This window comes from Aquabacterium sp., assembly GCF_016234775.1.
In the GTDB taxonomy this organism is placed as follows: domain Bacteria; phylum Pseudomonadota; class Gammaproteobacteria; order Burkholderiales; family Burkholderiaceae_C; genus Aquabacterium.
Window position 1 is genome coordinate 207898 of sequence record NZ_JACRAH010000021.1, and the last position, 20963, is coordinate 228860.

20 protein-coding genes are annotated in these 20963 nt (G+C 61.6%); 11 read left to right on the top strand and 9 right to left on the bottom strand.

The annotated features are described in order from the left end of the window. Positions 1-108: 108 nt before the first annotated feature. Positions 109-873, top strand: coding sequence for a hypothetical protein (locus HY836_RS07065; protein WP_290674927.1), 765 nt, complete (start codon positions 109-111; stop codon positions 871-873). A 33-nt stretch (positions 874-906) separates the two neighbouring features. On the opposite strand, the gene HY836_RS07070 is transcribed toward HY836_RS07065, so the two are convergent. The 4 genes from HY836_RS07070 to HY836_RS07085 form a co-directional block, all read right to left on the bottom strand. Next, positions 907-1725 (bottom strand): LytTR family DNA-binding domain-containing protein, encoded by an 819-nt coding sequence (locus tag HY836_RS07070; protein ID WP_290674929.1) that lies wholly within the window; start codon positions 1723-1725, stop codon positions 907-909. A 20-nt stretch (positions 1726-1745) separates the two neighbouring features. Then, the gene (locus HY836_RS07075) at positions 1746-2888 is read right to left on the bottom strand and encodes a sensor histidine kinase (RefSeq protein WP_290674931.1); all 1143 of its coding nucleotides are present in this window, start codon (positions 2886-2888) and stop codon (positions 1746-1748) included. Positions 2889-2977: 89 nt separating this feature from the next. Beyond that, positions 2978-3430, bottom strand: a complete 453-nt coding sequence (locus HY836_RS07080; RefSeq protein WP_290674933.1) for a DUF3717 domain-containing protein — start codon at positions 3428-3430, stop codon at positions 2978-2980. Between the two features lie 13 nt (positions 3431-3443). After that, positions 3444-4781 carry a tryptophan--tRNA ligase gene (locus HY836_RS07085; protein WP_290674935.1) on the bottom strand — a complete coding sequence of 446 codons (1338 nt, stop codon included), beginning with the start codon at positions 4779-4781 and terminating at the stop codon, positions 3444-3446. 124 nt (positions 4782-4905) lie between these two features. On the opposite strand from HY836_RS07085, the gene purN reads away from it, so the two are divergent. Beyond that, complete coding sequence (purN, locus tag HY836_RS07090; RefSeq protein ID WP_290674937.1) at positions 4906-5538, top strand: phosphoribosylglycinamide formyltransferase; 633 nt, start codon at positions 4906-4908, stop codon at positions 5536-5538. On the opposite strand, the gene HY836_RS07095 is transcribed toward purN, so the two are convergent. Continuing rightward, the gene (locus tag HY836_RS07095; protein ID WP_290674939.1) at positions 5474-6145 is read right to left on the bottom strand and encodes a PEP-CTERM sorting domain-containing protein; all 672 of its coding nucleotides are present in this window, start codon (positions 6143-6145) and stop codon (positions 5474-5476) included. The two genes, purN and HY836_RS07095, sit on opposite strands and share 65 nt — an antisense overlap. Before the next feature lie 119 nt (positions 6146-6264). Here HY836_RS07095 and HY836_RS07100 point away from each other — a divergent pair, with 119 nt between their 5' ends. Together HY836_RS07100 and HY836_RS07105 are read left to right on the top strand one after the other, a co-directional pair. After that, positions 6265-7203, top strand: a complete 939-nt coding sequence (locus HY836_RS07100) for a DUF2167 domain-containing protein (RefSeq protein ID WP_290674941.1) — start codon at positions 6265-6267, stop codon at positions 7201-7203. A gap of 21 nt (positions 7204-7224) precedes the next feature. After that, the gene (locus HY836_RS07105; protein WP_290674943.1) at positions 7225-7950 is read left to right on the top strand and encodes a site-2 protease family protein; all 726 of its coding nucleotides are present in this window, start codon (positions 7225-7227) and stop codon (positions 7948-7950) included. A 5-nt stretch (positions 7951-7955) separates the two neighbouring features. On the opposite strand, the gene HY836_RS07110 is transcribed toward HY836_RS07105, so the two are convergent. From HY836_RS07110 to HY836_RS07120, 3 genes are all read right to left on the bottom strand, one after another. Beyond that, complete coding sequence (locus tag HY836_RS07110; protein WP_290674945.1) at positions 7956-9296, bottom strand: ATP-binding protein; 1341 nt, start codon at positions 9294-9296, stop codon at positions 7956-7958. A gap of 141 nt (positions 9297-9437) precedes the next feature. Further along, entirely contained in the window at positions 9438-10106 is a 669-nt protein-coding gene (locus HY836_RS07115; RefSeq protein WP_290674947.1) for a DNA-binding response regulator, read from the bottom strand. Beyond that, the gene (locus HY836_RS07120) at positions 10090-13536 is read right to left on the bottom strand and encodes an ATP-binding protein (RefSeq protein ID WP_290674949.1); all 3447 of its coding nucleotides are present in this window, start codon (positions 13534-13536) and stop codon (positions 10090-10092) included. Before HY836_RS07120 ends, HY836_RS07115 begins: the two co-directional genes overlap by 17 nt. Positions 13537-13769: 233 nt before the next feature. Here HY836_RS07120 and urtA point away from each other — a divergent pair, with 233 nt between their 5' ends. The 7 genes from urtA to HY836_RS07155 all read left to right on the top strand — a co-directional run bounded on the left by urtA (position 13770) and on the right by HY836_RS07155 (position 20475). After that, complete coding sequence (urtA, locus tag HY836_RS07125; protein WP_290674951.1) at positions 13770-15020, top strand: urea ABC transporter substrate-binding protein; 1251 nt, start codon at positions 13770-13772, stop codon at positions 15018-15020. A 199-nt stretch (positions 15021-15219) separates the two neighbouring features. Next, complete coding sequence (gene urtB, locus HY836_RS07130) at positions 15220-16134, top strand: urea ABC transporter permease subunit UrtB (RefSeq protein ID WP_290674953.1); 915 nt, start codon at positions 15220-15222, stop codon at positions 16132-16134. A 25-nt stretch (positions 16135-16159) separates the two neighbouring features. Beyond that, entirely contained in the window at positions 16160-17350 is a 1191-nt protein-coding gene (gene urtC / locus HY836_RS07135; protein WP_290674955.1) for an urea ABC transporter permease subunit UrtC, read from the top strand. A 32-nt stretch (positions 17351-17382) separates the two neighbouring features. Beyond that, on the top strand, positions 17383-18138 hold the full coding sequence (urtD, locus tag HY836_RS07140) for an urea ABC transporter ATP-binding protein UrtD (RefSeq protein ID WP_290674958.1): 756 nt from the start codon (positions 17383-17385) through the stop codon (positions 18136-18138). Between the two features lie 11 nt (positions 18139-18149). Beyond that, positions 18150-18839 (top strand): urea ABC transporter ATP-binding subunit UrtE, encoded by a 690-nt coding sequence (gene urtE, locus HY836_RS07145; RefSeq protein ID WP_290674960.1) that lies wholly within the window; start codon positions 18150-18152, stop codon positions 18837-18839. Positions 18840-18874: 35 nt separating this feature from the next. Beyond that, entirely contained in the window at positions 18875-20104 is a 1230-nt protein-coding gene (fmdA, locus tag HY836_RS07150) for a formamidase (RefSeq protein ID WP_290674962.1), read from the top strand. A gap of 17 nt (positions 20105-20121) precedes the next feature. Beyond that, positions 20122-20475, top strand: a complete 354-nt coding sequence (locus HY836_RS07155) for a zinc ribbon domain-containing protein (protein ID WP_290674964.1) — start codon at positions 20122-20124, stop codon at positions 20473-20475. 25 nt (positions 20476-20500) lie between these two features. On the opposite strand, the gene HY836_RS07160 is transcribed toward HY836_RS07155, so the two are convergent. Continuing rightward, positions 20501-20941 carry a CBS domain-containing protein gene (locus HY836_RS07160; RefSeq protein ID WP_290674966.1) on the bottom strand — a complete coding sequence of 147 codons (441 nt, stop codon included), beginning with the start codon at positions 20939-20941 and terminating at the stop codon, positions 20501-20503. Between the last annotated feature and the right edge of the window lie 22 nt (positions 20942-20963).

Sequence of the window (20963 nt, forward strand, 5' to 3'; positions counted from 1 at the left end):
TGAAGGGTTGAGCCAAAACGCAAGGGTTGCCCCTCTCGGGCAAGGCTGTGGGCAAACGGAAGAATCAAGCCCATAGACAACGTCAAACGCCACCCGAAAGTCGTCACCATGCTCACCACCCGCTACCAGAAGGTCAACACGCTGAGTGTCGTGGACATCGCCCGCATGCACGAGTTGTTCGAGGCGAACTACGCCTACAGCCCGCTGTCGACCTTCATCAGCGACCTGGAAAAGAAGGATGGCGCCTTCATCGTGCGCCACAAGTCGACTCAGGAAATCGTGGGCTTCTCGACGTTGGGCATCTACACCTTCAAGCTGGGCGGCAAGCAGGCCAAGGGCCTGTTCAGCGGCGACACCATCATCGACCGCAACTACTGGGGTTCACGTTCTCTGCAAAAGGCGTTTGCATTCAAGCTGTTCTGGGAAGCGCTCAAATCGCCCCTGACGCCGCAGTACTGGACGCTGATCTCCAAGGGCTACAAAACCTATCTGCTGCTGGCACGCAACTTCCCAGATTTCTACCCCAAGCGCGGCGGCACGGCATCAACGGATCTGCAAGAGCTGGTGATCGAATACTGTGAAGCCATGTTCCCCGGCAAGCTCGATCAAGACAAGATGCTGCTGGACTTTGGCGACGGCGCCAATTGCCTGAAGGACCATGTCGCCGAGATCACCGACGACATGCGCGCAGATCCGGACATCGCCTACTTCGAACAACGCAACCCGACCTGGCAGCGCGGCACCGAACTGCCCTGCATCGCGCGCGCGGACCTCAAGACCTTCCTGACCTATATCTGGCCTTTCATTGTCAAGGCCTGGAAGGGCAAGCCATCGGGCACCACACAGGCAGGGCGTCAGACCCGCACGGCTTGATCGACAACCCGCAACGCGCCGAAGCGCCTTGGCTCACATGGCCTTGAACAAATGCGCGTACAGACGGCTGACGGTCAGCTTGTCTGCATGCCCCTTGAGCGTCAAGGTGTAGCGGCCCGTTTCCTCCCGGCGTGCGGTCGCAATGGCATCGGCCTTCACCAGCGTGCTGCGATGGACCTGCCAGAACTGGCCTGCGGGCAAGCGCGGCGCCAGCTCCTTGAGCGACATGCGCAGCAGGTGTTCTGACTGCGCCGTGACCGCGCGCACGTACTTGTCGGCCGCCTCGAAGTAGATCACCTCGTCAACCGGAACCATGTGCAGGGTCTGGCCCTGGCTGGCTTGCAGCACGCGCAATGGCGGCGGCATGTTGCGCTCGTCGGAGCGGGGTTTCTCGGCCTGAATCAAGGCGCGCAACTGGGAGATGATGGGGGCCATCATTGGCTCAGCCGCATCGTCCTCTACTTGGCGTTTCAAGGCGAGTTGCAGGCGCTGACAGGTGCGCTCCAAACGTGATGTCTGCACCGGCTTGAGCACATAGTCCACGGCCGCGTGCTCGAAGGCATCCAGCGCGTGCTGATCGTAGGCCGTCACGAACACGATCAGCGGCAGCGAGGCCTCGTGGCCAGGCCAGTCTTCCGAGATGGCCTGCGCCGCCTCCAGCCCGCTCATGCCCGGCATGCGGATGTCCAGAAACACGATCTGCGGCCGCTTCTGCAGGGTCTCCTGCACGGCGGATTGACCGTCCGGCACCTCCGCCAGAACCTGCAGATCAGGCCAGAGTTGCTGAAGCTCCTGGCGCAGTGAGGCGGCCAACAAGGGTTCGTCTTCGGCAATCAGGGCGGTGGCTTTCATGCCGGTGTGTGCTCCAAGGGTCATGAACAGGGGCAGCTCAAAGTCACGACCGTGCCGCCTTCAGGGCGGTCTGCGAGTTGCAGCGAGGCGGCATCGCCCCAGGTCACCGCCAGCCGCTCCCTGACTTGCTGCAGGCCGAAGCCCGTTCCAGGGCGGCCTGATGCCGATTCGCCTGCAGCCCGGCCCAGCCCCGTGTCCAGCACGGTCACCTGCAACTGGCAGCCATGGCGGCTGGCTTCCACCCGCAACTCACCGCCGTCCAGCTTGGGCTCCAGGCCATGCTGAATGGCGTTTTCAACCAGGGGTTGCAGGAGCAGCGGCGGCACCATGCAGCCGCGCAAGCTGTCTGGCAGCATCAAGTGCACGCGCAACCTGGCGCCCATGCGGACCTGCATCAAGGCCAGGTAGTCCGACACGCGATCGAACTCATCGGACAAGGGATGAGCGGCCTGCCTGCTGGCGCTCAGGGTGGCACGCAGAAAACTGATCAGGCTGTCCAGCATGGCCTGGGCTCTGGCCGCGTCCATCTGGATCAACACGCGCAGATTAGCCAGGGTGTTGAACAGCATGTGCGGCTCCAGTTGAGCCTGTAGCAAGCGCAACTGGCTTTCCGCCGCCAAACGGCGCGCGGCTTCAGCCTCTTTCAGACTCAGGGCGACCCGCTCGCGGGCATAGAAGACATAGCTGACCACCAGGGTCACACCCAAGGTCACCATGGCAGCCACGGGCCAGGCGGTCTGGCTTTGGGTCATGGCACTGCGGTAACCTGGCAACCAGCCCATGCCCAGTGCCAGCCATTGCGCCAGCCACGCGCCAGACCACATGCCCGCCAAGGTGCCCAGCACCACGCACGGTCCCATCCAGCGCCAACCCGGCCAGTGCGGCAGGGTGCCGTCCGGTGCGGGCTCGGCCTGCCGGGCATCGAGGCCCATGCGACGCCAGCGCCAGCCCGACACGATGGCCCGGCTCACGTCTACATGGAACCAGCAGGCCACGCCCACACAGAGCGAATCCAGGAAACCGATCCACATCTGCCCGCGAAGCATACCCATCAACACGCCCACGCCAGCGCTGGCCAGCAAGGCCATCACGCCACGCTGCCCGAACGCCCGCACAGAGTTGAAAGATGAAGGAGATGCCAAAGCACGTTCAGACGATGCCATGGGCTGCAATTGTGAACGAGCCTCGCCAGCAGGCAAGCCCCTTGCGACAAACCGCCCGACGACGATCCTCAGCGGGCTGGCGCGGGCGATTAAACGCCGCCCGACGCAGCGGTGGCCGCTTTCGTCGCCGCTTCAGCACCCTCACGGGCGCGCTCGGCATAGCGGTTGAAGCGCCAGGATGTGGCGTCCAGCGTGATGCGGCGCCAGGTAGCCCGCTTTTCGAACGGCGTCATCTCGGGCCACAGTTGCACCTCGTCAAAGGTACGGCCACAGCCCTTGCAGATGTCATCGCCCTGGCTGGTCGAGCAAATCGCGATGCACGGGGTATCGGGTGTGGTGTCGTACCAGGCCAGCCAGGCCTGGCGGGCTGCCACGGGCATGGTGACGTCATCACACACCGTCTCGCGGTAATACACCATGAGCGCGTACACCTCGGCCAGCGACTTGACTTCGTCGCACAAGCTGATGCCATCAGGCGAGGGCCGTTGGTCGCGCCACCAGTTGATGGCCGATTCGATGTCGGTGATGTGGATGCCGGCCATGATGTGCGTCAGCTCAGCCCTTGGCGGCCTTGCTGGCTTCCTGCTCGGCTTCATGCGCTTGCAAGGCCGTCAACGCTGCCTCTGCCATATCACGTGCCACACCCTCAGCCAGGTTCACCGGGGCCTCGCCCAGCACCACGGCACCTTCAGCCTTGAAGCGCTTGACCCACGCCCCCGCTTCACGGCCTTCGGCAAAGGCCTGGCTTTGCAGCAGCAAGGTGCCATCGGCTGCCGTCAGCTTGAAATAGAACTGGCCGTCTGACTCGCGGTATTGCTTGAAAACGGGCACATCAGCCTTCACGGCCTGCACCTTGGCCACCTTGGCTTGAGGCACCGCCACCATGGCGCGCAAGCCCACGGCCTGACGCAACTCGGTCAGGAAGGGCGTGGCCACGGCACGTGCCTTGGCAGCACCGGCCTGCAACACGGCTTCGATCTGCTCGGGATGCGCCACCAGTTGCGCATAACGTTCGCGCATCGGGCCCACATGGTCTTCGATCAGTTTGACCACACGTTGCTTGGCCTCGCCCCAGCCCAGGCCGGCACGCAGGTCGGCATGGAAGGCGGCACGCGTGGCGGCATCGGCAAAGGCATCGTGGATGGTGACGAGGTGCGCGCTCTCAGGGTCCTTGGGCTCGCCAGGCAGGCACGAGTCCGTGACGATGCGGGCAATCGCGTCCTTCAGGGCCTTGGGGCCGCCGTCGAACAGGGGCACGGTGTTGTCGTAGCTCTTGGACATCTTGCGACCGTCCAGGCCCGGCAAGGTGGCCACACTTTCTTCGATTTCGGCCTGCGGCAACACGAACAGCTCGCGGCCCTTGCCGAAGGTGTGATTGAAACGCTGAGCCACGTCCCGCGCCATCTCGATATGCTGAACCTGATCGCGGCCCACAGGCACACGGTGCGCGTTGAACAGGAGGATGTCGGCGGCCATCAGGATGGGATAGCAGTACAGGCCCATGGTGATGCCCGCATCCGGATCCTCGGCATTCACGCCATTGGCATCCACCGCCGCCTTGTAGGCATGCGCCCGGTTCATCTGGCCCTTGGCCGTCACACAGGTCAGCAGCCAGTTCAGCTCGGTGATCTCGGGCACATCGCTCTGGCGGTAGAAGGTCACGCGCTCGGTGTCCAAGCCGGCGGCCAGCCAGGTCGCGGCGATTTCCAGACGCGAACGCTCGATGCGGTCCGGATCGTCACACTTGATCAGCGCGTGGTAATCGGCCAGGAAAAAATAGCTCTCGACCCCGGCCTCGCGGCTGGCGGCAATGGCCGGACGGATGGCGCCCACGTAATTGCCCAGGTGGGGGGTGCCGGTGGTCGTGATACCGGTGAGAACGCGTGCGGTCATGGCTGGCTGGTCGACTGGTTGACGGCTTGTGGAAAGCGATGATTTCGAATGGAGAAACGAAAACGGGAAAGTGCCGAATTGTAGGTGCCCGGCCACGTGCGAGGCACATTACACTGTCGCCCGCATGAAGAACATCGTCATCCTGATCTCCGGCCGAGGCTCCAATATGGAAGCCATTGTGGACACCTGCGCCAGCGAGCAATGGCCCGCCCGCATCGCGGCCGTGGTCAGCAACAAGGCCAGCGCTGGCGGCCTGCAGTTTGCCGCTTCGCGCGGCATCGCCACGGCCGTGCTGGATCACAAGGCCTTCGAGACACGCGAGGCGTTCGACGCCGAACTGGCCCGCGTGATCGACGGCTACGCGCCCGATCTGGTGGTGCTGGCCGGTTTCATGCGTATCCTGACAGAAGGCTTCGTGCGCCATTACGAAGGCCGTTTGCTGAACATCCACCCTTCCCTGCTGCCGGCCTTTCCAGGCCTGCACACGCACCAGCGTGCCATCGAAGCCGGCTGCAAGCTGGCCGGCGCCACCGTTCACTTCGTGACGCCAGAGCTCGATCACGGCCCCATCGTGGCCCAGGCGGCGGTGCCCGTCCTGAGCGAGGACACAGAAGGCAGCCTGTCAGCCCGGGTGCTCAAGCAAGAACACGTGATCTACCCGCGTGCCGTGAAATGGTTCGTGGAAGATGCCCTCACCCTGCAAGGTGGCCTGGTGACGCACAAGGCAGGCGCCCCGCAGTTGATCGTGAGCGCCTGAACGCCGAGGCGCCGCCCATCAAAGCGGCCCCAACAACGAACAATGCCCACGTGGACGACTCAGGCACGGCGCTCACCACGACGTTGTCAAGGTGAACGGTTTCAATGGGGCCATTGCCTGCCTCCATGTTGATGTCCACGCGCTGCAGGTTGGCCACAATGCTCGCAAACATGCCTGGCTCAACGCCCCATTCGCTGGCGTCCAGCTTCAAGCTGTAGGTCCGCCAGTCCGAACCTGGCTCGCCGGAAGGCACAAGGTCCAGCACCACACTGCCTTGACTCGAAATCAGGGAAACCGCACCGAACTCCGGCCAGTACGAGGAGATGGGCAACGCCAGCCTGGCATCAAACGAGAAGGCCCCCCCCAGATAAGGCAGCCATCCACCGGCCACCGCACTCTCCGGAAGGCTCAACATCACATTGGTGGCATCCGTCAGATCCTGGATGCGCAAGTATCCCGCTGACTCGTGCGCCAGCATGCCCGCCGCATCGCCATTGATAGAAAACCCCTGCGCATCGGCATCAAACGTGTAGCGCAACTCAGCGTGAGACAGACATGCCGCCCCGGAAAGGGCCCCCGCCCACAACAACCGATACAAACCATTCATGCTGAGACTCCTTGATTGAATATCTCTAGGGACGAAAAGTCTAAAAGCTGGCACGTCGATTGGAAAGCACTGTTACTGTCTCTGATAACCTTTGCGGCCGTTGAAACAAGGGAGCCGCCATGAGAACAAGCACATTCAGCATATACCGATGGTTGATTCAAGTCACATTGAGCGCCGTGCTGTGCACCGCCATGGCCACCGCCATCGCCGACGAGCACCAATCTGATACCGCCCAGAGCAATGCCCACCAGGCCGCCATCGCAGAGGCCTCCAAGGCCATGCAGGCCGCCCAGATCAGGGGACCTGCCGAGATCAAGCTGCGCGATCAGGCCACCCTCAAGCTGCCTGCCGGCTACATCTGGGTGCCGGAGCCTGCCGCCAGTCAGTTCATGAAAGCCGTGGGCAACCACCCCGACGAGCGCGAGCTGGGCCTGGTCTTCCCGGAATCGGATGCACAAGGCTGGATGGTGGTGGCCCGCTATGAAGACGCCGGCTACATCAAGGATGATGACGCCAGGAACTGGGACGTGGACGAGCTGTTCAAGAGCCTGAAGGAAGGTACCGAAGCCTCCAACGAAGAGCGCCGCAAAAACGGCTACCCCGAACTCGACATCCTGGGCTGGGTGGAAAAGCCCAACTACGTGGCAGACGCGCACCGCCTGGTGTGGTCCATGTCAGCACGCGTCAAGGGCGCCCCCGCCGATGAACCCACCAGCATCAACTACAACACCTATGCCTTGGGCCGCGAAGGCTACATCACGCTCAACCTGATCACCGGCTCGCAGGCCATCGGCCAGGACAAGGCCCACGCTCAGACGCTGCTGACGGCACTGGACTTCAATGAAGGCAAGCGCTATGCAGACTTCAATCAGTCCACCGACAAAGTAGCGGAGTATGGTCTGGCTGCGCTCGTGGGTGGCCTGGCAGCCAAGAAGCTGGGCATGTTCGCCCTGGCTGCCGGCTTCCTGGCAAAGTTTGCCAAGGTGATCCTGCTGGCCGGCGCAGGCGTGTTCGCTGTGTTCACCAAGTTCTTCAAGCGTGACAAAAACCAAGGCTGACCTTCGTTCAGTGCCCACACCATGTTGAAGATCCTGTTGCTGCTGTTCAGCGGCCTGAAGTTCGGCAAGCTGCTCACCACGGGCGGCACCATGCTGATTTCGCTGGTGGTGTACGCCTTCATCTACGGGTGGAAATACGCCGCTGGCTTCATCGCCCTGCTGTTCGTGCACGAGATGGGACACTTCATCGCCGCACGCCAGCGCGGCCTGCAAGTAGGTGCACCCACCTTCATCCCCTTCATGGGCGCCTGGATCGAGATGAAGGATCTGCCCCATGACGCAGAGACCGAGGCCTACGTGGGCCTGGGCGGGCCGCTGGTGGGCACGCTGGGTGCGCTGGCCTGCTACTTCCTTGCACGGGACCTGGACCACAGTGGCAAGTGGCTGCTGGCCGTGGCCTACGCCGGCTTCTTCCTGAACCTGTTCAACCTGATCCCTCTGTCACCTCTGGACGGCGGACGCATCACGGCCGTGCTGTCGCCACGCCTGTGGCTGTTGGGTGTGCCGGTAATGGGATTCCTGCTGTGGCAGAACCCACTCAATCCAGTGCTGATCCTGATCGCCATCATGGCCATTCCGCAATTGATCAAGGCCTGGAAGTTCCGTGCTGATGATCCCTCGCATGCAGGCTATTACGTGGCCTCCGCCGAAACCCGGCTGACCTACGCCACCGCCTACATCGGCCTGCTGGCCTTCCTGGCCGTGATGACGCATGACGTGCACGAGATGCTGGCCGTCATCCGATAGCGCCTTCACTCGGTGATCGGCACCTCGAACCAGAAAAGGCTGCCGCAGCCTGGTTGACTGTCCACGCCGATGCGCCCGTTCATCATGTCCACCAGGCGCTTGCAGATGGCCAGCCCCAGGCCCGATCCACCGTATTGACGGATGGTGCTGTCACTGGCCTTGTTGAAGGGCTGAAACAGCTGGCACAGCGCTTCATGCGGAATACCGATGCCCGAATCCTGGACTTCCACGTACAAGGCATGCTGGCCATCATCGGCCTGCATGGTCCGGCAGCGCACGGAGACCTCGCCATGGGGCGTGAACTTCACGGCATTGGCCAGCAAGTTGAGCAAGACCTGCTTGACCCGCAGCGGATCACCCATGGCGTCAATCTCGCCGTCGGGAAACTCTCGAATCAGTGACACACCCTTCTGCTCGGCGATGGACGAGACCATGTCCACGGCCTCATGGGCCAACTGCACGGCGTCAAACCGTTGCGATGCCAACTGTGTAGGGTGCGACTCCAGGCGAGAAAAATCCAGCACGTCGTTGACGATCTGCATCAAGGTATCACCGCAACGATCAATCTGTTCGACATAGAGCGACTGCTGATTGGTGAGTTCACCGCGCTTGAGCAATTGTGTGAAGCCCAGGATGCCGTTGAGCGGCGTGCGCACTTCGTGGCTGATCTGGGCGAACATGCGCGTGCGATCCAGGCTGGACTGTTGAACGGCCTGCAGCATGCTCTCCAACTTGACCGCACGCCGCTCCAGCGACAGGTTCTGTCTGTCGATCATGCGCTGGTTCGCATCGATCTCTTCACCAAATCGATCATAGGCGCGCCGCACCACGATGCCAAAGCCCGCGCCAATGATCAGGAAGCCGATCTGCATGATGAACAAGGGGTTGTCTTCATGCCGCATCAAGGGCTGCACCCAGCCATGCTGCTGGTTCTGCCACATCAACACGGCGGACAGCAGCGCGATGGCCGTCCAGATCAGGCCGTCGACCACGCCCATCAGATGGGCCACGAACATGGGCCACCACACCAGCCACCACACGGCGGTGCTCGGCGTCAGGCCCATCCACATCAAGGCCAGCACCAGTCCGGCCAGATTGCCCAGCAACATCACATAGCTGCAGGCGCGGATGCTGATAGGGCTCAATCTGGATTTGAACAGTGGGAACAAGGCCAGCACGAGTGTGGCAGGCAAGCCCAGCATGGCCGCTATCGACCATTGGCCCAGATACAGGCCATATGCCAGTGCGAACGCAAAGTGCCCAGCAACCGACACATAGATCAGTTCGCTGAAACGCTTGTATTTGACCCAGCCAGCGACCCAATGCGCTGGAGGTGGTGATGCCATGTACTGCTCCTGTGGCCTCAACTGTTGGCGTGCCAAGACGCCGCCCGCAAGCCTAACGCATGCTGACGTGAACTACCCCTGTTGCTGCATGAGGGTTTGCGAGATGACAAGAACCTTGCTGAGGGTTCTTGCACTCGATCATCAAGCTGAGATGGCCCTGCTGGCGAGCGCCGCAGCAGCTGCGCGGGTCTCCACGCCGAGCTTTTCGAAGATGTGTTCCAGGTGCTTGTTGACCGTGCGATGACTCATGCCCAGGATGTCGGCGATATCTCGGTTGGTCTTACCCTTTGCCAGCCAGCTGAGGACTTCGGTTTCACGGGGTGTCAAGGCGGCATCACTCAAACGACTGAGCTCTGTTGAACCGCCTTCGCTTGTGCGTTGTCCTTGTTGCATGACATGCAGCGCATCACGTGCCATGCGTGCGTTGCGCACATGCGTGCTCAATCTGGCCAGCACCTCTTCGATTCGAACCGGCTTGACCACGTAGTCCACGCCCCCCGCTTCAAAGCCTGCGACGACATCAGCTGTCTCTGACAAGCCCGTCATGAAGATCACCGGGATGGCAGACCATGCCGCATGATTCTTGATGCGTTGACAGGTCTCGAAGCCAGTCAGCCCAGGCATGACGCCGTCCATCAGGATGGCATCGGGAGACACCACATCGAGCCTGGCCAATGCCTGCTCGCCATCACGGGCCACCAGCACGGTATAGCCTTCATCGGCCAGCGCATCACACAACATGCGCAGGGTGTCCGGCGCATCATCCACCACCAGGACGGTGCCCTGGCTCTGCTCAAGCTTGGGATTCATCAAGCGTGTCCTCTGCGAGATAGGGGGCCACATAGGAGACCACAGCCTCCATGTCAAATTGATCGATCAGTTCGCGCAGGCGGCGCCAATGGCGAGCCTGCTCCGGCGCGGACTGCGTCCATTCCTCCAGCGCAGATTGCAAGCCCTGCACATGACCCTTGCGCGCCAGACGATCGAGCTCCCAGGCCGCATCCTGTGGCATGACGTTGTCTGACGCCGTGAACAAATCCAGTTGCGGCAAGTCCGTGGGTTCGGCGTGGTCCGCATTGATGGCTGCAAGCGGCGCCGTCACCCACTGCAATGACAGATAGCGCGCCAGGGTATCGAGCAACTCCGACTCCATCACCGGCTTGGCCACAAAAGCCTGGCACTCGGCAGCGGCCAGGTTCTCAGGCCGGTTCTCGAACACATTGGCCGACACGAGCACGATGGGCACCTCGCGAAAGCCAGCTTGCCTGATCGCCCGCGCGGTACGCCAGCCATCCATGTCGTCCATCGAGATGTCCAGCAGCACAGCGTCCGGGCAGGCCTCCTTCACGCTTTCCAGGCCCTCCTGGCCACTGGCTGCTTCTCGAATATCAAAGCCCAGTGGCAACAACATGCCCGCCAGCATCTGCCGCTGTATCGGTTGATCGTCCACCACCAGCAGGGTCTTGCGCTTGCCTTCATAGCCAGTGATCGGGCGCTGCAGCAGACGCATGGTGCGTTCCCCGTTTTCCCGCAACTTCGATTCAGGCGGCGCAACAATTTCTCGCAGGTACAGGCGCACGCTGAAGGTACTGCCCTGCCCCATCACGCTCTGCACACTCAACTCGCCGCCCATGAGTTCCGTCAGCAAGTGCGTGATGGTCAAGCCCAGGCCGGTACCTGGCTCGCTGCTGCGACGCCCGCCACTGCCACGCTCGAAGGGCAGGAAGATGCGCTCCAGGTCCTGGGGCGCAATGCCGATGCCGGTGTCGAGCACTTCAAAACGCAGCACCTCACGGCGTGCATCAAGGCGCAAGGTGATCCGCCCCTTCTGCGTGAAGCGCACGGCGTTGCTCAACAAATTGAGCAGGATCTGACGCAGCCGCTTGGCATCAGCCTGCACCCACGAAGGCACCTTGCCTCGTGTCTCCAGTTTGAAGCCCAGGCCTTTGGCCTCTGCCTGCGGTTGCACCATGCTGACCACATCATCCAGAAACTCGGGCAAAGGAACGGGTGCTGATTCCAGTCGCAATCGACCGGCTTCAATGCGCGCGAGATCGAGCAAGCCATCAATCAGGCCCATGAGGTGCTCGCCACTGCGCTGGATGGTGTTGAGTGCGGTGCGCTTTTTGCCAACAGGCGGGGCCTCCTTGAGCAGGATCTGCGCATAACCCAGGATGCTGTTGAGCGGTGTGCGCAACTCGTGCGTCATGCCGGCCACATAGCGCGTCTTGGCTTGATTGGCCGCTTCGGCCAGTTCCTTGGCCTGCTGCAAGGCCGCATCAGTGCGCCGGTGAGCGTCGATTTCGAGTTGCAGCAACTGGTTGTGGCGGTTGGAATCATCCTGCGCCATGCGCCGGCTCTCGGAGGCCAGCACCACCCACCAGGCGCACACGGCCGCCGCCAATAACAGCAGGGCGAACACCTTCACGAAGGGCCCGTCCAGCATGGTTTGCCCGGTGACCACGCCTTCCTGGTAGTAAACAACACCCAGCACGAAGGCCAGCAGGGTGGCAATCGACAGGAACACCACCAGGTAGTGCCCCACCCTGAAGTTGATGCGTTTGGAGAGCGCCACCGGCAGCACCGCCATCAGGCCATCCGAGACCTGTTCGGCCGCGCGCGATCGCGTCTTGCAGCGATCATGGCAGCGAGACTCCAGCGTGCAACACAAGGAGCAGATCGGCGCATCGTAGGCCGGGCACATGGCCATGTCTTCGGCCTCGAAGTGGTTCTCACACACCGAGCAGCGCACCAATTGGCCCGGTTTCCACTGTGTGCGAGGCAATCTGGCCAGGTAGTAACGCCCCTGCGTGATCCAGGCCAGCAAGGGCGACATGACCATGGCGATGCCCAGGGCAATGAAGGAGGACCAGGCCACGGCCCCCTCCCCCAGCAGCCCGGCATGTGCCGCCACCGCCACCACCGCTGCCGACAAGGTGGCCCCCAGCCCGACCGGATTGAGGTCATACAGATGCGCGCGCTTGAACTCGATCCCCTTGGGCGACCAACCCATGGGCTTGTTGATCATCAGATCAGCCACCAACGCGCCCACCCAGGCGATCGCCACATTGCTGTAGAGGCCCAGAACGCGCTCCAGCGCGCCGAACACGCCCAGCGTCATCAACAGCACGGCGATGATGACATTGAAGACCAGCCACACCACCCGCCCCGGATGGCTGTGCGTGAGCCGCGCAAAGAAGTTGGACCAGGCCAGCGAGCCCGCATACGCATTGGTCACATTGATCTTGACCTGCGACACGATGACGAACAGCACCGTGGCACCCAATGCCCACGCTGGCGATGAGAACACCTCACTGAAACCGGCCAGGTACATCTGCGTGGGCTCGATGGCCTTGTCAACCGGCACTTCGTGTTGCAAGGCCAGAAAGGCCAGAAAGGCCCCCGCCAGCATCTTGAGCATGCCGGGCACCACCCAGCCCGGGCCCGCCACCAGGACGGCCGTCCACCAGCGCACACGGTTCTCGCGTGTCTTCTCCGGCAGGAAGCGCAGGAAGTCCACCTGCTCGCCAACCTGTACGACCAGCGAGAAAGCCACAGTAGAGGCCAGCCCCACCGCAGTCATGTCAAAACCACTGCTGCCCGTGCTGCGACCGCTCAGCGAGGTAAAGGCCACATAGGCCTCAGGATTCTGAAAGGCCACGAACAGGAAGGGGCAGATCCACAGGCTCAGCCAAACAGGCTGAGACCACATCTGCAATCGAGAGATCAGCGTGATGCCATGGGTGACCAGCGGGATGATGGCCAGCGAAGACGCCACATAGCAAACGGGCAAGGGCCAGCCAAACAACATCTGCAGGGCCAGCGCCATGATGGCCGCCTCCAGCGCAAAGAAGATGAAGGTGAAGCTGGCGTAGATCAGCGAAGTCAGCGTGGAGCCCAGGTAGCCAAAACCGGCACCCCGAGTGAGCAAGTCCATGTCCACGCCGTATTTCGCAGCGTAATAACTGATGGGCAGGGCGGTCAGAAAGGTGATCAGCCCAACCACCAGGATGGCCCACAGCGCGTTGGTGAAGCCGTAATTCAGCGCAATGGCGCCGCCTATGGCCTCCAGCGCCAAAAAAGACACGGCACCAAACGCCGTGTTGGCCACCCGCATTTCGCTCCATTTGCGGAAGGTGCGCGGGGTGTAGCGCAGCGCGTAGTCCTCCAGGGTCTCGTTGGCCACCCAGGAGTTGTATTCACGGCGAATGCGAAAGATCTTTTGCCGGGCTACGGACACGAACTGGCTCCGAAAAGAAGGACGGCTCTGCTCGTATGCAAGAAGCGATCCACCGGTTTTGGCAACGTGTGCGTACGCCCACTACGTCAATTAACGTATTCATGGAAAACCCGCTCGTCCGTACTGTTGCACCCAAGGTCGCGACAAGCGGTGCGGGATGACAGGTTCGACAAGGGCCACTCATGCACCACTGCGCGGCATCGGCAACCCGTTTTTGTGCAAGGAGTCCTTTCATGTCGAATGACCAGAATGATCAGTCCCTCAACCGCCGCCGCGTCCTGCAAGGGCTGGGCACCGTCCCCCTGATGGGCGTCGCCGGCCTGAGCTACGGTGCGGCACCCGCCACCTCGGCTGTCAACACGACCAAGCTGGCCGTGACCGACACCGAGGTCATCGTGGGCCAGTTGCACTCCGCGACGGGCACCATGGCCATCTCGGAAACGGGATCGATCCAGGCAGAGCAACTGGCCATTGATCAGATCAACGCCATGGGCGGCGTGCTGGGCCGCAAGATCAAGGTCATCAAGGAAGACGGCGCATCGGACTGGCCGACCTTTGCCGAGAAGTCCAAGAAGCTGCTGGTCAATGACAAGGTGGCCTGCGTGTTCGGCTGCTGGACATCGGCTTCGCGCAAGGCCGTGCTGCCCATCTTCGAAAAGGAAAACGGCCTGCTGTACTACCCCACCTTCTATGAAGGCCTGGAACAGTCCAAGAACGTGATCTACACCGGCCAGGAAGCCACGCAGCAGATCATCTGGGGCCTGGACTGGGGCGCCAAGGAGAAAAAGGCCAAGAAGTTCTTCCTGGTGGGGTCCGACTACATCTGGCCACGCACGTCGATGAAGATCGCCCGCAAGCACATCGAAAACTTCCAGAAGGGTTCAGTGGTGGGTGAGGAGTACTACCCACTGGGCAATACCAACTTCAACTCCCTGATCAACAAGATCAAGCTGGCCAAGCCAGACTGCATCTTTGCGGCAGTGGTCGGGGGCTCCAACGTGGCCTTCTACAAGCAACTCAAGGCTGCCGGGATCACGGGCGCCAAGCAGTTCCTGCTGACCCTGTCGGTGACCGAAGACGAAATGCTGGGTGTAGGCGGCGAAAACTTCGCCGGCTTCTATTCCTCGATGAAGTACTTCCAATCGCTGCCCAACGAGAACAACAAGAAGTTCGTCGAGGCCTTCAAGAAGGCTTACGGTCCCAAGTCGGTCATCGGGGACGTGACGCAGGCCGGCTACCTGGGGCCCTGGTTGTGGAAGGCTGCCGTCGAAAAGGCCGGCAGCTTCGACGTCGACAAGGTCGTGGCCGCCTCGCCTGGCATCGAGTTGAAAACGGCGCCGGAAGGCTACGTCAAAGTCCACGCCAACCACCACCTCTACAGCAAGGCACGCATCGCTCAGGGCATGCCGGATGGCACGTTCAAGGTGGTAGCCGAATCAACCGACCTGATCGAGCCGAATCCATTCCCCAAGGGATATCAATAACCCACCCCCTACGGCCTTGGCCTCCCCCTCAAGGGGGCTGATGGGCCGAACTGCGTGTGTTCGAAGGATGAGCGCGCGATCTGCCTGCCGTATTCAGACGACGGCCAGGGTTCAGGCAAGCAGATCGCTTCCTGCGTCAGCGTCGGTTGCAGTCACGGACCGGTGCTGCGCGGGCTTTTTGGATTGAAGGGGATGACCCATGTCTTTTGAAGAACTACTCAATATCGGCCTGATGCAGGGCTTCGCAGGCTTGAGCCTGTTTTCGGTGCTGCTGCTCATGGGCCTGGGGCTGGCCGTGATTTTTGGCCAGATGGGTGTGATCAACATGGCGCACGGTGAATTCATGACCATCGGCGCCTATACGGTGTTCATGGGATCGACCGTGATCGAGAAATACGCACCGGACCTCATCCAGGCTTACTTCCCGTTTGCCATCGTCGCCGCATTCCTGATCGCCTTCGGCATCGGATGGCTCACTGAATGGGCACTGATCCGTCACCTCTACAAACGGCCACTGGATACCCTGCTCGCAACCTGGGGCTTGAGCCTCGGTCTTCAACAGATCTTCCGCACGGCCATCGGCCCCAAGGAAGTCAGCCCGACGCTGCCCGATTGGCTGATGGGCTCCTGGGCGCCTCAAGAGGGCCTGGACATTCCCATCAACGGCATGTTCGTGATGGGCCTTACCGCCCTGGTCACGGTGCTGCTGATGCTGGCGCTGTACAAGGCCCGCTGGGGTTTGCGTGTGCGAGCCACGGTGAGCAACCGCGTGATGGCCAACGCCATCGGCATCAATACCAAACAGACGGACCGACTCACCTTTGCGATTGGCTGCGGCATCGCCGGTGTGGCCGGTGCCGCCTTCACCACCATCGGCTCCACAGGCCCTACCAGCGGCTCTCTCTACATCGTGGACTCCTTCCTCGTGGTCACTTTCGGTGGCGCAGGCAGCCTGCTGGGCACCGTGGCATCGGCCTTCGGCATCGCCCAGACGCAATCGATCAGCGAGTTCTTCATGACAGGCTCGAACGCCAAGGTGCTCACGTTGCTCACGGTCGTGACGATCCTGATGCTGCGTCCACAAGGCCTGTTCCCCTCGAAGGTTCGCAAGTAATCCAACGGTTTGAAAGGAGTTTTTCATGGGCAAAGTTCAAACCTGGATCACACAGCAAAAGCTGGGCAGCATCGCGCTGCTGGCCCTGCTGCTGATCGTGGTCTTCCCCCTCGCGCTGGACATATTCCGCCTCAACCTCATCGGCAAGTACCTGACCTACGCCTTCGTGGCACTCGGCCTGGTCATGCTGTGGGGGCATGCCGGCATCCTCAGCCTGGGGCAAGGGGTGTTCTTCGGCCTGGGTGGCTACATGATGGCCATGTTCCTCAAGCTGGAGGCGTCGGATCCCATCAGCACCAAGATCCAGTCCACACCCGGCATCCCCGACTTCATGGACTGGAACCAGCTCACAGCCCTGCCGTCCTGGTGGGTGCCATTCAAGAGCCTGCCCCTGGCCTTGATCGCCGTGCTGGTGGTGCCCACGTTGTTGGCCTTCATCATCAGCTACGCCATGTTCAAGCGGCGCGTGGGGGGCGTGTACTTCGCCATCATCACGCAGGCTGTGGCCCTGATCCTGACGGTGCTCATCATCGGTCAGCAAGGCTACACAGGCGGCGTCAACGGCATCACCGACTTGAAGACCATGCTGGGCTGGGACATCCGCACCGACCACGCCAAGTACGTGCTGTACTACGTGTGCGTGGGCCTGCTGCTGGCCTCGGTCTTTCTGTGCCGCTGGGTACAGTCTTCCAAGCTGGGGACCTTGCTGCTGGCCATGCGCGACAAGGAAGACCGCGTGCGCTTCTCTGGCTACGACGTGGCCATGTTCAAGGTCTTCGCCTTCTGCCTGGCCGCCATGTTGTCCGCCATCGGTGGTGCCATGTTCACCTTGCAGGTGGGCTTCATGTCGCCTTCATTCGTGGGCATCGTGCCTTCCATCGAGATGGTGATCTTCGCCGCAGTGGGTGGCCGCATGAGCCTGGTTGGCGCCATCTACGGCGCGCTGATCGTGAACTTCGGCAAGACCTACTTCTCAGAGAGCGCACCGGATCTGTGGCTGTTCCTGATGTCGGGCCTGTTCATCGGCGTGACCATGGCCTTCCCCGATGGCCTGGCCGGTCTGTGGGAGCAAAAGATCAAACCCTGGTGGGACAAGCGTCAGGCCGATCGTGCCACTCAAGCAGAGCGCATCAAGGCGGCCCACGCGGCCTACCCCAATGTGCTGCCGCCCGGCAAGGATGGCCTGCCCCCCGGCATGAGCGGCCAACAAGCCTGACACCCTCACCTGTTCACACAAGGAACCTCATCATGAGTGACACAAGTGGCAAGAAAGAGTTCGTGCTCTACATCGAGGATCTGACGGTGTCCTTCGATGGCTTCAAGGCCATCGACAGCCTCAACCTCTATGTCGACAAGAACGAGTTGCGCGTGATCATCGGCCCCAACGGAGCCGGCAAGACCACGCTGCTGGACCTGATCTGCGGCAAGACCAAGGCCAGCACAGGCAGCATCAAGTTCAAGGACCAGGAGCTGACCAGAACGCCCGAGCACAAGATCGTGCGGGCGGGTGTGGGCCGCAAGTTCCAGACCCCCTCCATCTACGAGAACCTGAGCGTCTTCCAGAACCTGGAGGTGTCTTTCCCGCAAGGCCGCAGCGTACTGGGCGCGCTGGGCTTCAAGTGCACGGACGAGGTCAAGGCGCGCGTGCAGGTGGTGGCCGAAGAAATCGGTCTGTCGGACAAGCTGGAGACCGAGGCGGGCCTGCTCTCACACGGCCAGAAGCAATGGCTGGAGATCGGCATGTTGCTGATGCAGGAGCCCGAGCTGCTGATGCTGGACGAACCCATCGCCGGCATGAGCGCCAAGGAGCGCGAGCAAACCGCAGAGTTGCTCAAGCGCATCTGCAAGAACCGCTCGATGATCGTGATCGAACACGACATGGCCTTTGTGGCTCAGATTGCATCCAAGGTCACGGTGATGCACCAGGGCAAGATCCTGGCCGAAGGCACGATGGACCAGGTCCAGAGTGATCCCAAGGTGATTGACGTTTATCTGGGTCACTGAGGAGACACACCATGCTGGAAGTCAAAGACCTGTTCGTGAGTTATGGCCAGAGCGAGGCGCTGCATGGCATCTCGTTTGAAGCCAACAAGAACGAGACCGTGGCCATCATGGGCCGCAATGGCATGGGCAAGACCACGCTGTTCAAAAGCCTGATGGGCGTGCTGCCCACCAAGTCCGGCGAGATCAGCGTGGCAGGCAGCAGCGTCGTCAAGGACGAGAGCTACAAGCGCGTAGCCAAAGGCATCGCCTATGTGCCGCAAGGCCGCATGATCTTCCCGACATTGACGGTGGAAGAGAACATCCAGACCGGTCTGGAGAACAGCAAGAGCAAGAAGATCCCTGACGAGATCTACTCGCTCTTCCCCGTGCTGTTCGACATGCGCGCACGCAAGGGCGGCAACCTGTCGGGCGGGCAGCAACAGCAACTGGCCATTGCCAGAGCCTTGGTGACCAACCCCAAGGTGCTGCTGCTCGATGAACCCACCGAGGGCATTCAGCCTTCCATCATCAAGGACATCGCCAAGGCCCTCAACGAGATCCGCAAGTTGCGCGAGATCACGATCGTGGTGTCCGAACAGGTGCTGTCCTTTGCGATGGACGTGGCTGATCGTCTGTTCGTGATCGAAGGCGGCCGACTGGTGCATGAGACCACGCGCGCCGACACCGATGCCGAGCGCATCAAAGCCTATTTGTCTGTCTGATTTCTTCGAAACCCATCTTCACCAAGAGGTACGCCATGGCTGACACCCTGATCAAAGTCGACCTGACCCAATCGCCCACCCTGAACGAGAACATCCACAACCGATGGCACCCGGACATCCCGATGGCCTGCTGGGTCAACCCTGGTGATGAGTTCATCCTGGAAACCTTCGACTGGACCGGTGGCTTCATCAAGAACAATGACTCGGCCGATGACGTTCGCGACATCGACCTGAGCACCGTGCACTACCTCAGCGGCCCCGTGGGCGTGAAGGGTGCAGAGCCTGGCGACCTTTTGGTGGTAGACCTGCTGGACATCGGCGCCAAGCAAGACTCGCTGTGGGGCTTCAACGGCTTCTTCAGCAAGCAAAACGGTGGTGGCTTCCTGACCGAGCACTTCCCGCTGGCGCAGAAGTCCATCTGGGACATCCACGGCATGTTCACCAAGAGCCGCCATGTGCCCGGTGTGAGCTATGCCGGCCTGATCCACCCAGGCCTGATCGGCTGCCTGCCTGATCACAAGATGCTGGAGGCCTGGAACACGCGTGAGCAAGAGCTGATCGACTCGAACCCCGGCGTGACCGGCCTGGCCAACCCGCCTTTCGCCGGCACAGCCCACATGGGCAAGCTCACCGGCGAAGCCAAGGACAAGGCCGCCGCTACCGCAGCCCGCACCGTTCCCCCACGTGAACACGGCGGCAACTGCGACATCAAGGATCTCTCGCGGGGCTCCAAGGTTTACTTCCCCGTGTATGTAGATGGCGCTGGCCTATCGGTGGGCGACCTGCACTTCAGCCAGGGCGATGGCGAGATCACCTTCTGCGGCGCCATCGAGATGGCCGGCTGGGTGCACATGAAGGTCACGCTGATCAAGGGCGGCATGGCCAAGTACGGCATCAAGAACCCCATCTTCAAGCCCAGCCCGATCAAGCCTGTCTACAACGACTACCTGATCTTCGAAGGCATCTCGGTGGACGAGCAAGGCAAGCAGCTCTACCTGGACGTGAACGTGGCCTACCGCCAGGCCTGCCTCAACGCCATCGAGTACCTCAAGAAGTTCGGCTACAGCGGTGCGCAGGCCTATTCCATCCTGGGGACGGCGCCCGTGCAGGGCCACATCAGCGGCGTGGTCGACGTGCCCAATGCCTGCGCGACCTTGTGGCTGCCCACCGAGATCTTCGACTTCGACATCAACCCGACCGCCGCCGGGCCCACGAAGTTCCTCGACGGCAGCATCGACATGCCGATCTCGCCGGACATCAAGTAAGCACCAGGAGCACGCTCATGCCCACCTATGACTATGCGTGCCCGAGCTGCGGCGGCTTCGACGCCTTTCGCAGCCTGGCTCAGCGCAATGACCCATGTGCCTGCCCTGACTGCGGCACGGACTCGCAACGTGTGTTCGTGAGTGCACCGCGCCTGGCCTGCGTGAGCAGCGACACGCGCACGGCCATGGAGACCAATGAGCGCGCGCAACACGCGCCCATGTCATCCAAGGAGTACGGTGGGTATCAGCGGCTCAAACATCCGTCAGGATGCGGCTGCTGCTCGCCAGGGGCCAAGCGCAGCGCCACGGTCAAGGCGGCCAACGGGAACAAGATGTTCCCGAGCAAGCGGCCGTGGATGATCAGCCACTGAACTGGCTGACAGCACATCGAGCAACTCAGGCACGCACGCCCGAGATGTAGTGCTCCAGTTGCTCGATGATGAACTTCTGCTCGGAGATGATGCCCTTGACCAGATCGCCGATGGACACCATGCCGAGCAGGCGATCACCGTCCATCACGGGTAAATGGCGCAGGCGGTTCTCGGTCATCAGGGCCATGCACTCTTCGCTGGTCTGACTCGGGCTCACGTACATCACGGCCGAGGTCATGATCTCGCTCACGTCCGTCTCCCGGGACAAGCGAGACATGAGCGCAATCTTGCGTGCGTAGTCGCGCTCGGTGATGATCCCGACGACCTCGCCGTCCTCCATCACCAGCAGCGCACCCACGCGTTTTTCCGACATCTTGACCAAGGCGTCATAGACCGACGCTGTAGGTGCAATGGTGTGCACGAACTGGTCCTTCTTGGACCGGAGAATGTCAGCAGCAGTGGTCACCTTGTCGCTCCTCTTTGTGGGT